Raw genomic sequence first — 12,789 nt, forward strand, 5'->3', positions numbered from 1 at the left:
CCTGAAGCCTTTGCGCTTTCTCGAGTCGCGAAAGCGCTCTATCCTTTTGTTTTCACGTAATTCCGGACTGAAAGCCGCTATGCGCTTTTCGTGGAATTGCTCTAGCCATCGGTGAGTTTTCCCGAGAGCGTCGACGCCAGGTCGCGGATGCCGTTGCTGGTCAGCGAATCCTCATGCCAGCCGTCGATATCGACCACCATGCAGTCCTCTCCGACCGCCTCACCCCATCCAAACCGCATTTTGCGCGCCCGAGGATGGGTCGCACTGCTTCGAAGCAGGACGACGCTTTCGTCCCTTGTCCGCGGCGGCTTATAGCGGCGAGCCGCCGTCACCAGCAATTTGGTAACAGCCTCGTTCGCCTCTTCTTCCGGAGAGTATTGACCGGCCTTGACGCCGAGGATCCTCAGTAGCGCCAGTGAGACTTCGAACTCCTTGAGATAGTCGATCAGCCGGATACGGCGGGACAGCAGTTTCCGGGTGAAATAGGCAAGACGTTTGCGCCGCCGCTCCCGATGCCATCGCGCTTGCTCCCGCTTCGGCAGGGAGGCGAAATAGCCTGGAGCCCAGGCATCGATAATGGCCGTGATGCCGACATCTATGCCTCTCTCGCGCAATTGCCGGCTGATTTCCATCGCGAGGACGCCATTGACGCAGAGCCCAACGATGGCAATGCGGTCCGCGGCCTTGTCGATCCGCATGGCATCGATCGCATGGCTGGCGATATCCTCGATGCTGAGACCGTCCAGGCCGCCCGTCAGATCCGCGTGGAACATGTTGACGTTGTATACCGAAATCTCGTCCGGCAATTCATTGGCAAGACGGTAGTACAGGAATGGATGGTTGAGGGTATAGACCGCCCCGGTCCCCACCCCATGTTTGCAGGTAATCAACTCCCACGGGTTTACTGCTTTTTCCCGCGGTTTCTCGATCTCCTCGCTGTTGAAGACCGCAGCTGCAAAGCCCGCAAACGTCGGCTGTTTGAATAGAAGCTGCAATGTCGGGCTTGCATCAAATCTTGCGCGTGTTTCCGATAGAAGCCGGAGCGCGAGAAGCGAATGGCCACCGAGCGCGAAAAAATCATCATCCGGGCGTATTTGCGGAACCTGTAGGACTTCCTTCCAGATTTCAGCAAGCGCTTCCATTCGCGTATTCGGCGGCGATTTGCCTGTGACGGCGCCATCCATCGGCGCAGTCTCGGCGGCAGCTGCCACGTGCCGGTCCGGCGCAATGAGCGAAGAAAGCGGCGCCTCAGGGCGATCGAGAGCAATTTCATAAGCGTTCCTCCATAGTTGCAGGAGGCTTTCGATGGTGCTGGCTTCGAAAAGGTCGGCATTGTATTCGATCGACATACGCCAGCCTGTCGGCCGTCCGATCATGATGAAGCTTAGGTCGTAGATGACGCCGGGGGATTGCGAGGGCGAGCTGATCAGCTCGAAGCCGCCGTAGCGACGATCCTCAAGAAAGGCTTTCTGCAGATTGAAGTTGACCGAGATCAGCGGGTTGCGCGCAGGATCGCGCACCGGATTGACCAGTTCCACGAGTTTGTTGAACGGCATGCGCTGATGGTTCAGCGCCCCTTCGATCGTCGCGCTGACGGAACGAATATGTTCGGCGAAGCTGACATCGGAGCCGAAATCGAAACGCAGCACCAGATTGTTGATGAAGACGCCGATCATATCCTCCAGATCGCTATGTTCACGGCCGGCGATCTGCGAGCCGAAGAGCACGGTCGGAGCCTCGGTCAACCGATGAAGGGCCGCACTGAGGACGGCAGCGCCGAAACTATATTGCGAGACGCAATGAGCGCGCGCGGCCGCATCCATGCGATCGGTGAAGGCGAGTGGCTGGACAATGGAGAGAATATCACCGCGATTGGTTTTAACCTGACCGCGAGGCCGGTCGGAAATGACCTCGAAATAAGGGGCGCCGAGCAGAGTTTCGCGCCAGAAGGTTTTTTCCGTCTCGAAGCCGTAGCTCTGCAGATATTCCTGCTGCCAGAGGGCATAGTCGCCATATTGCAAGGGCAGCTCGGGCAGGACCGGTGCACGCCCCGCATCGATTGCGGCGGCTATTTCGCCGACCTCTCGCCCGAGGACACGGATCGACCAGCCGTCGAAGCAGCTCTGATGGGCCGTGATCAGCAGGAAGCCGCGCTCGTTTTCCGCCATCAGCAGTGTGACGCGGAACAGGCCCGGCGCGCTGAGATCGAATGGCGCCTGCGCCGTCTCCTCGCCGATCGACAGGATCCGCGCCTGGCGCTGCTCGGGCGGCATGCCGCGCAGATCGATCACCGACATCTTGAAGTTGACGTCGCTGACGGCCTGCTGGAAGGGCCTGCCATTCCTCTCGATGAAGCGCGTTCGAAGGATCTCGTGACGCTGAATGATCTTTCGAAAGGCTGCTTCAAGGGTCGAGACCCTGAATACCCCCCGGATCTCCCATCGAACCGCGACATTGAGCGCGGGGTTGCCGGGATTGAGCTGATCGAGAATCCAGCAGCGAAGCTGTGTCTGCGTACAAGGAAATTCACCGATGATCTGCGGTTCGGCAAGCGAACCGCTTGGGCTGTTATCGACTGTACTCATAGAGATGCCCCCAGGCCGCGGCGCGCGCCGTTACGAAAATCTCGCAGTGATGGAATGTGGAGATGCACGGCATCGGATGGATCCCCTCCCTGGGCGTCGGCAAAGGCTGCCAGCGCGGCGATCGTCGGATGACGCAATAGATGTTTTGCCTCGAGCGACAGCCCGTTGTCGCGCATGCGGGCGGCGATACGGAATATGGCAAGTGAATCGGCACCCAGCGCGTAGAGATTGTCGTCAATGCCGATGTCGCCGAGGTTGAGCACATCCTGCCAGATCGCCAGCAGCCGTTGTTCCATCTCGGTTTTCGGCTGGACCTTGGTTGGCGCGACAACACGCTGCGGCACGCCGCGCTGCTGCAAGGTCTTGCGGTCGAGCTTCCCGTTGCCGGTCTGCGGCAGCTCGCTCTCCATCACCCAGAAGCTCGGCACCATATGCGCCGGCAGATTGGCTTTGGCATGCGCCGCGATATCGGCCGCAAGTGCTTCGCCGCCCTCCGCGGTCGGCACGATGTAGCAGACCAAGGAACGATCGCCCCTGGCGTTTTCGGCGACGACGGTCGCACATTGGCGCACGCCTTCCACCTTGGAGATGACGGCTTCGATGTCGCCAAGCTCGATGCGGAAGCCGCGCAGCTTGATCTGCTGGTCACGCCGCCCGAGTAGCTGCAGCGACCCATCGGCAAGCCGTCGTCCGACATCACCGGTCTTATAAAGCCGCATCGGCCTGCCGATGGCAAAGCAATGCGGAACGAAAGCCTTCTCGGTGAGATCGAGACGATCGAAGTAGCCTTCGGCAAGCCCGTCGCCTCCGATGTGCAGCTCGCCAATGACACCGACCGGCGCGATATTCTCGCTCTGGTCGAGGATGAAGAGCTGGGTATTGGCGATCGGATGACCGATCGTGATTGGCTGATCCGCATCCGTGATGCGCTGCAGCGACGACCAGATCGTCGTTTCCGTCGGGCCGTACATGTTCCAGAGCTCGCCACCGATTTGAAGTAGGGATCGCGCCAGTTCCTTGGGTAGGGGTTCGCCGCCGCAAAGCATTTTCAGCGCCGGCCGGTCCTTCAGGCCCGCTTCCACCAGCATCTGCCAAAGCGTAGGCGTTGCCTGCAGCACCGTGGCATCGTGTTCGTCGATGAGCTTGACCAGTTCGAAGCCGTCCTGGACCTGGCTCCGGCTGGCGATGACGACCTTTCCGCCCGATATCAGCGGCAGGTAAAGTTCCAGACCGGCTATGTCGAACGAGATGGTCGTGACTGCGACAAGCGTGTCATCCGCACCGAAGCCAGGTTCCTTCGCCATGGAGAGCAGGAAGTTCGTCAGGGACCGATGCGAGACCTCCACGCCCTTCGGCGTGCCGGTGGAACCGGATGTGAAGATGATGTAGGCCGATGCTGTGGTATCGACGGGCAGGGTCTTCAGGGGGAGGCCCGTCATCGAGTTGATCGCCTTGGCATCCTGATCGAGCCGGATAACAGGGATATCCGTCGACGCCAGCCGAGCCATGTCGTCGCTGTCGCAGATCAGGCCGCGGATGCGGGCGATTTCCAGCGTCTGCCGCAAGCGTGGTTCCGGATGCGCCGGATCCATCGGCACGTAGGTATGCCCCGCTTTCATGACGGCGAGGAGGGCGACGATCATGTTCAGCGAACGCTCGACCAATATAGCAATCCGCTGGCCGGGTTCGGGAAGCGCCATCTGGAGGTAGAGAGCCAGCTGGTTCGATCGAGTTTCCAGCTCACCGTAAGTGATCGACTGGCCGTCATGTTGAGCCGCAACGGCATCCGGATGTTCGGCCGCACGCGCGGAGAAGAGCGAGAAGACGAATTGATCATGATCGTAAGGCATTGCCGTCCGGTTGAGATCGTCGATCAGCCAGGACTTCTCGCCCGCGGAAAGCAGAGGCAGCTCGCCGATCTTGTGATCCATGTCCTTGGCCAAGGCTGCCGCCAGCGTCGAGAAATGGCCGATCCATCGTTCCACGGTCGCGCGGTCGAAGACATCGGCGTTATAGTCGACATCGATGCGGATGTGGTCGCTCGCCTCGATCATGTTGAAGAACAGGTCGAAGTTGGAGAAGGCCTTTGCATTCGGCTCGATGCTCGGCGTTAGATCACCAAAGGACGATCCGCCGGCCATGCGCTCGAGGTTGAACTGGATCTCGGTGAGCGGCAGGCGGCGTGGATCACGCTTGGTATCGAGTTTGCGCACCAGCGTGCCGTAGGTGTAATCCTGATGTTCAAAAGCCTGAAAGACGAGCTGCTGCGTTGCCTTCAGATGCGCCGCAAACGGCTCTGTGAGCGATACAGCCTGACGCAACGGCAGCAGATTGACGCAATGGCCGACGAGGATCTGGCCGTCAAGCAGGCTTTGACCGGCCGACGGAATGGCGATGACGATATCGTCCTGGCCCGACAGTCGTGATACCATCACCTGGAGGGTCGCCAGCAGCGTCGAAAATAGCGTGGCGCCCGACTTTGCCCCCTTCTTCTTCAGCGCCTTGTAGACGTCGGCATCGATATAGCCGGTGCAGCTGCCGCCGGCAAAGCTGCGATATTCCGGCCGCGGGCGATCCAGCGGCAGATCGGGAAGATCGGGAACCGTCTTGAACTGATCGAGCCAGAATTGCTCGGTCGCCTGCGATTTCTCCGGCCTGGGCGAAAGGTCGATCGAATAGGCGGCGAAGGAAAGTGCCGGTTGGAATTCCGGAACATTTCCGACGCTATAGGCTTTATAGGCCGTCGCCAGCTCTTCGATGAAAGTGTTTATAGACCAGCCGTCGCAGATAATGTGATGAGCCGTAAAGACCAGCACATGCTTTTCGGGGGCCAACCTGATGATGCTGGCGCGGACAAGAGGGCCGTTGATCAGGTCAAAGGGCGTACGGGCATCATCGTCGATGAGAATGGCAAGGCCTTGGTCATCGATGTCTTCAAGGAGCGGCAGGTCGAGCTTGAAATCCGGAATGAAGCGGAAATACTCGCCGCCGCGATCGAAGCGAATATGGAAGGCGTCGTGACGGGCAATGACCGTATCGAACGCCCGCCGGAAGGCTGTCTCGTCCAGGGTCCCCTCCAACGCCAGCGAGAAGGACTCGTTGAACGAGCAGGAGGCTTCGTCGCCCGCCTGGGCCGCAAGCCATATTTCCGTCTGCGCTTCCGTCAGCGGCGCGGATTGCGGCCTTGCCTCGGATGCCTGTACCGGCATTGGCGATAGGGTTGGCTCCCTGATCGCGGTGAATATACCGACGGCCTGCATGGCGTCGAGGCTGTCGCGGAAGGCTTTCGCGATGGAGCGGAAGTCGTCCTCGCTGTGGGCTGTCGTCAGGAAGCAGGGGTAACCGTCCTGTATATGGACGCCATTCAGTCGCATCTGCGCATAAAACAGCGCGCCGAGCGGATCCTGACTGGAGAAGTCGGTGGCAAACCAGCTTTTGTAGCCATGAACGACATCCGCGATGCCGCGCCTGGCGAGATCGGCCTTGATCTCGGCTACGAGTGCCTCCGTTCGCTCTGCGACACGGTCGTAGAGGGCGGAGCCTTCTCCCTTGATATGATGCAACACGGCCTCGGCGGCGGCAAGCACCAGCGGATGACGGACGAAGGTTCCGGCAAAGAATGTCGGTGCCGTCATGGGAACGGAATTATCACCGTAGGTCCAATGGCCGCCGTCGAGGGCGTCCATGAAACGCGGGCTGCCGACCAGCACGCCGATCGGCATACCGCCGCCCACGACCTTGCCATAGGTCGCCATGTCGCCCTTGATGCCCCAGATCGCCTGCATCCCGCCGGGATCGACGCGGAAGCCGGTGACGACCTCGTCGAAGACGAGGGCGAATTCGAATTGAGTGGCGACATCACGCAATTCCCGGACGAATTCGCGCGGCTGCAGTTCCGGATGGCGGCTCTGAATCGGTTCGATGATGACAGCCGCTATATCGGTTGCATTGGCGCGGATGAAATCGAGGCTCTCCGGCGCGCCATAACGCAGGACCGTCATGTTCGACACGGAGGCCAACGGAATGCCGGAGGCGACCGGCAGGGCAATCGGCTTGTCGGCGCGATTGCGGCCCTTGACCAGAACCTCGTCGAACTGGCCGTGATAATCGTTGGCAAAGACGACGACCCGATCGCGGCCGGTGACGGCGCGCGCAATCCGCATCGCGGCCATGACCGCTTCCGAGCCGGTATTGCAGAAGGTTACCCGCTCGTGGCCGGTTACATCGGCGATCATCCTTGCGACATCGCCGGCAAGAGGCGTCTGCGGACCGATCGCAAATCCGCGATCGGCTTGAGCCTTGACGGCGTCGATCACGAAATCCGGTGCGTGGCCGAAGGCCGTCTGTCCGAAGCCATTGACCAGGTCGACATACTGGTTGCCGTCGATATCCCAGATATAGGCTCCCTTGGAGTGGTCGCAGACGATTGGGAACACCATCTCCTTCCAATCGGCGCGGAAGCCCGATGCGGACCTGGGGTCGGCCAGATATCCGCGATGCTCCTGCGTGAAGGCCTTGGACTTGGCATTCTTGGTTTCATAGGCCCTGGTGAGATCAGTGATGAAACCCTGCTTGGCGGCGGAAATCTCCGATGTCACGCTTTTGGCGTTCGGACGATAAAGCTTGATGCGCTCGGTGCCGAAATCGCCTTCGGCAGGTGCTGCGGGAGCCACCAGAGCCGACGGGGAGGAGGGCTGGCTCGCTGCAGCTTGCGGCGCCGGCACGATGGGTGCTGCGGGCAGCACACTTGGTACTGCGGCAGCCGGAGCTCCGCCCTGCATGGCCTGCAGCATCAGCAATTGCTGGGAAAACAGGCTTTGCGCCATCTGGATCTGCGATTGCAGCACCGTGGCGAGATCCGATGCTCCAGCCGGGATCGATGCGACCTGTGGAGCAGGCGCAATGATCGGCATCGGCGTCGAAACCGGCATGGGAGGCGCCGCCGCAGCAGCGATGGGGGCCGCGGCCAATGGTTCAGCCGTCTTCACTGCATCCGGTGGCATTTGACGATCGAGATAAACAGCCAGATCGGCAACGGAGGGAATATCGCTCAGCAGTTCCCGGAAGGAGATCTTGACCTTGAAGTCTTTCTCGATGCGCTGCGCGAACTGGCCGACGAAGAGGGAATCGAAGCCGAGCTCCAGGAAGGTTGCTGCTCGCTCGTCCGGCCCGAGCGTTTCGCCCGACATGTCGCTGAGCAAGGTCAGAAGAGCCGCTTCCAATTGCGGCAGACGGTTGGAGGTGGGAATGGGTGCTGCAACATTCATTGCTCGATTCTCCCCGGTAAGGTTGACGTCAGAGACAAAGGGCTCGGCGGCTGGCCGAGTGTCTGCTTCGGCATTCGGGCGCTGGGTCGATGCGCGACGGGCGGATGACGGAGCATCGATCCAGTGGCGCTGCCGCTGGAAGGGATAGGTTGGCAGGGACAGCCGCTGCCGTGACACCGATGGAAGAGCCGGCCAGTTGAGGCGGCAGCCGGCCATCCAAAGCTTTCCATGAGCCTCTGCAAGCGTTGCCGCGGCGGCCGAGGCCCGGTCATGTTCGGGCAGGCTTTGTACGACTGCGGCAAGACTGTCGCGTGCGAGCGTCTGGGCGGCAAAGACCGACAGTGTGCGTCCTGGCCCCACTTCGAGAAGAACCGGCTTGCGGTCGCGGCAGAGCGTCGCAAGCCCATCGGCGAAGCGAACGGCGTCGCGGCAATGCATGGCCCAGTAATCCGGCGAGGTCGCCAATTCAGCCGTCTGCCAATCGCCCGTCACCCCGGAGATGAAGGGTATGGTGGCCGTACCGTAGGTGACCTTCTCGGTCTCCTGGCGTAGCGCCAGAGCCGCATCGTTCATCATGGCGGAATGGAAGGCGTGCGATGTGTGCAGCCGGCTGAAGGCGATCTCAGCTTCCGAAAGTGCCGCGCAAACCATTTCGATATCGGCAAACGGACCGGAGATGACGCAAAGTTTCGGGGCGTTGATCGCGGCGATCTCCACCGCGCCGCGCAGGTAGGAGGCCGTCGTTGCGGCATCGGCACGAACGGATACCATCGCGCCTTGCGGCTGATGCTGCATCAACCGGCCGCGATTGGCCACAAGACGGAGGCCATCCTCGAACGAAATGACGTTGGCGAGCGTAGCGGCAACAAACTCGCCAACGCTGTGACCGATCATGGCATACGGCTTGACGCCGCGGCTGAGCCACAATCGGGCAAGCGCATATTCGACGAGATAGAGGCAGGGCTGCGCGATGCGGGTTTCGCGCTGCTCATCGGTGATGGCCTGCGTCGCCGGGCCGGTGTGGCAGATGTAGTCGCGCAGATCGAGCCCGAGCGTCATCTTCAAAAGCTCGGAACCGCGGTCGATCCAGCGCGCAAACTCCGGCTCCGAGCGGTAAAGCCCGGCACCCATGCCGACATATTGCGCGCCCTGGCCTGGGAACATGAAGGCGACGGACGGCTGATCGGCGGCGGTGAGCGGCTGATAGCTCTCCGTCGTCAGCTTGAGGATCGCTTCCTCGATATTTTCGGCGGCAACGGCCAGCCGGTGGCCGAACTCGCGTCGTCCGGCTTGAAGTGTGTGGGCCAGTTGCGCCATTGAAAGTTTCGGGTTTTCGGCGAGATGATCACTCAGATTGGTGCGCATCTCGGCAAGCGCCGGCTTGCTGCGAGCCGAAAGGGGGAGAATGTAGTGGCCCTCTACCTCTTTCGACTGAGCCGGCGGGTAGGGCGGCTCCTCCAAAACGACGTGAACGTTTGTTCCGCCTACGCCGAAAGCGCTGACACCCGCCCTTCGTGGCGCCTGTCCCCGGGGCCACTCGGTTGCCGTTACTGGAATGTAGAAACGACTTTTCTCAAGATCGATGCGGGGATTGGGCCGCTGATAATTGGGCATCGGCGGGATTTTCCCGCTGCGCAGGGCCAAGGCCGTCTTGATGAGGCCTGTCACGCCGGCCGCCGCGTCGGTATGACCGATGGTGCCCTTGACCGATCCGAGCGCGCAGCGGGCTGGCTGCGACGCATCCTGCGCGAAGGCGCGCGTCAATCCGTTGAATTCGATGGGGTCGCCAAGCGGCGTCGCCGTGCCATGGCATTCGATATAGCCGATGGTCGAGGGATCGACGGCCGCATTTGCGAGAGCCGTGGCAATCGCTTCGGCCTGGCCTTCCACACTCGGTGCCGTGAAGCCGACCTTGTCGCTGCCGTCATTGTTGATGCCATAACCGCGAATGACCGCATAGATGTGATCGCCGTCCTTGAGCGCGTCCTCATACCGCTTCAGGAGGACGACGCCCGCCCCGCTGGCAAAAACCGTTCCGGCGGCGTTGGCATCGAACGGCCGACAGGTTCCGTCGGGTGAGGCCATGCCGCCTTCCTGGTAGATGTAGCCTCGCTTTTGCGGAATGGTAACGGAGATGCCGCCGGCCAGAGCCATGTCGCAGCTATAGGTCAGCAGGTTCTGGCATGCCTGGGAAACCGCGAGGAGCGAGGTTGAGCAGGCGGATTGCACGGTGAAAGCCGGACCGCGCAGGTTGAATTTATAGGCGATACGGGTCGCCAGCGTGTCATTGAGCGCGCCAACAAGCTCATGGAAGCAGCCGATCTGGTAGTTCGACGTGAATTCTTCCGCCTTGGCGCGATCGCGCAGAACATTGTTGATCAGGTAGGTCGGCATCGAAGAGCCGGCGAAAACCCCGATCAGGCCGTCATAGCGCTGTGGATCGTAGCCACCGTCCTCGAGGGCTTCCCAGCATATTTCGAGGAAGATCCGGTGCTGCGGATCTGTAACGGCGGCTTCGCGCGGAAACATGCCGAAGAACTCGGCGTCGAACATATCGGCACCGTCGAGATGGGGCCTTGCGGCGACATAATTCCGCTGTGCCCGTTCTTCATCGGTAAAAGCGTCTTCAATCTCATCCGGCGAAAAAAGCGAAAAGGCGTTCTTTCCTTCGAGTACAAGCTGCCAGAGCGCCTGCACCGAGGGGGCTCCGGGAAAGCGGCCGGACATGCCGATAATGGCGATATGCCCGGAAATTTGCTCGCTCAGATCCTCATTGTCTTCGAAATCACGCTGATTGCCATTGTCCTGGTGATTCCCTTTCATAAGGAGCTCCTGCGGATATGAGAGATCGCCTTTTTCTGCAGCGCGGCACGCTGCGCCGCGGCGGCAAGACGGGTTGGGCCGGATGCGCGGCCATCCAGGTGAAGTGCGAGTTCGCGAATGGTCGGATGACGCAGCAACGCAACGACATCGATCGCGTGACCGAGCGTCTCTTCGAGACCGGCATGAATTTCCATCAGCTGAAGGGACGTGCCACCGAGATCGAAGAAGTTCCGATAGAGATCGACGCTTTCGAGCGCCAATGCGTCTTGCCATAGCGTCGTCAGCAGTTCCTCCGTCCGGCTCCTGACATCGGCGGGCTTTGTCTGGGTTTCAACCGGAGGCGGCAGCAATTTCGAACGATCGACTTTACCGGCCGGCGTCAGCGGCAAGGCGTCAACGATGACCGTGGCATTCGGGATCATATAGGCGGGAAGAGCCGCGCGCAGTGTCGCCATGACGCCCTGCGCCAGATCGGCGCCCACGCCCACATGGCTTTCCTTCGGGCACAGATAGGCAACGATGCGCTTGAGGTTCTCGCCCTGCATGTGGCAAAGCACGATCCCGTCGGCAAGGCGCGGATCACGGCGAAGTGCTGCCTCGATCTCATCGAGTTCAATGCGTTTGCCGTTGATCTTGATCTGCCGGTCGCGGCGGCCCTTGAAGGTGACGGTGCCATCCGGCTTCAGGCAGGCCACGTCGCCCGTCAGATAGAAGCGCGTCACGCCATCCTTGGTTTCGATGGTGACGAATTTCTGTTCCGTCAGCTCCGGTCGCTTGAAATAGCCGATGGCGAGGCCGTCCCCCGATATCGCCAATTGGCCTTCAATGCCTGGAGGAACAACACGCAATTCCTCGTCTAATATCGCGATTCCGGTATGAGCGATTGCCTTACCGATCGGTAGCTCAGTGCCCGAAAAGCCTGGCAGAACCTGAAAAGCGGTGGCAAAGACGGTCGTCTCGGTCGGCCCATAGGCATTGGTGAGCCTGCAGCCGGGATAGTGCTCCAGGAAACGGCGAGCGTGGACGGCCGAACCGACATCGCCTCCGAAGAGGATATGACGAAGTTTCGGCAGGGTCGCGCGGGCGTGATCGGCGAAGAGATTGAATAGCCCCGTCGTCAGGAAGGCGATAGTGACACCCGTCTCCCGCATGAAATCGGACAGCCGTGAAATCGAGAAATCGGTATCGGGCATGACCGCCAAGGTGCTGCCGTTGAGGAGCGCACCCCAGATTTCGAATGTCGATGCGTCGAAGGAGATGGTGGCTGTGTGCAGGACGACGTCATCGCGGTGGAATTCGATATAGTTCTGATCGAGAACGACCCGCGAAATACTGCGATGGCTGATCATCGTTCCCTTGGGCCGACCGGTTGAGCCGGATGTGTACATGATATAGGCGAGATCGCCGCCCGTTATCTCAATGGACGGCATGGTCGCGCCGGGCCGATGTGCCATTTCCGCGATCATGGCATCCGCTTCGATGACCTTGCCGTTCATGCTCGGCACGCCGGCCAGCTTCTCGCCATGGGCGGAGTCGACGAAAATGACCTTGGGAGCGCATTCCGCGATGACGAAGTCGAGATGCTCCACCGGAAAGGCTGGGTCGAGCGGGAGATAGGCGCCGCCGGCTTTCAGTATGGCCAGGGTACAAATGATCGCATTGATGCTGCGCGGCAGGAAAAGGCCGACGATGTCGGCCTTGTGGACACCTACCTTTATCAAATGCAACGCCAGCGCATCGGATATGCGATCAAGGTCACGATAGGTAATACGGATATCGCCGGAAACAAGAGCTGTTGCTTCCGGTGCGGCCCTGGCCTGTTCGCGCAGGATGTGATGAAGGCAAAGATTGCGATCGTAATGCATACTTGCTGCGCCAATTGCGTCTGCCTGTGCCTCGCGGTCAATCATTATCGCTCTCCGGGTTGTCCTGCGATGGATGACGGCATGTTGCGAAATGCTTCGTCGTCGATCGCAGAATTTCACGCTGGAGCAAAAGCACCAGCTGGTCATTGGGATGATTGTCCGCACCACCGAAAGTCGTAAGTCCTAAGGGCGCGTAGCCATTTTGTCGGAGAGGTCCGCCATGGCAGCCGCAACCCGGCCGAAAGCATT

The 12,789-nt window shown here is 60.5% G+C and carries 3 protein-coding genes; all 3 read right to left on the reverse strand.

Features of this window, described 5'->3' with window-relative positions:
- Nucleotides 1-101 precede the first annotated feature (101 nt).
- The 3 genes from FBZ99_RS19195 to FBZ99_RS19205 are packed head-to-tail and all read right to left on the reverse strand — an operon-like array spanning nucleotide 102 to nucleotide 12,585.
- Nucleotides 102-2,585 (reverse strand): condensation domain-containing protein, encoded by a 2,484-nt coding sequence (locus FBZ99_RS19195; protein ID WP_145634328.1) that lies wholly within the window; start codon nucleotides 2,583-2,585, stop codon nucleotides 102-104.
- Nucleotides 2,582-10,675, reverse strand: a complete 8,094-nt coding sequence (locus FBZ99_RS19200) for a non-ribosomal peptide synthetase/type I polyketide synthase (protein ID WP_145634330.1) — start codon at nucleotides 10,673-10,675, stop codon at nucleotides 2,582-2,584. The genes FBZ99_RS19195 and FBZ99_RS19200 overlap by 4 nt, the downstream gene beginning before the upstream one ends.
- Entirely contained in the window at nucleotides 10,672-12,585 is a 1,914-nt protein-coding gene (locus FBZ99_RS19205) for a non-ribosomal peptide synthetase (protein ID WP_145634333.1), read from the reverse strand. Before FBZ99_RS19205 ends, FBZ99_RS19200 begins: the two co-directional genes overlap by 4 nt.
- Between the last annotated feature and the right edge of the window lie 204 nt (nucleotides 12,586-12,789).

Source organism: Rhizobium sp. ERR 1071 (assembly GCF_007828675.1).
Taxonomy (GTDB): Bacteria; Pseudomonadota; Alphaproteobacteria; order Rhizobiales; family Rhizobiaceae; genus Rhizobium; species Rhizobium dioscoreae.

Excerpts from the sequence above, each read along its gene's own strand:
- FBZ99_RS19195 (WP_145634328.1), bottom strand. The coding sequence starts at position 2,585 with ATGAGTACAGTCGATAACAGCCCAAGCGGTTCGCTTGCCGAACCGCAG.
- FBZ99_RS19205 (WP_145634333.1), bottom strand. The coding sequence starts at position 12,585 with ATGATTGACCGCGAGGCACAGGCAGACGCAATTGGCGCAGCAAGTATG.
- FBZ99_RS19200 (WP_145634330.1), bottom strand. The coding sequence starts at position 10,675 with ATGAAAGGGAATCACCAGGACAATGGCAATCAGCGTGATTTCGAAGAC.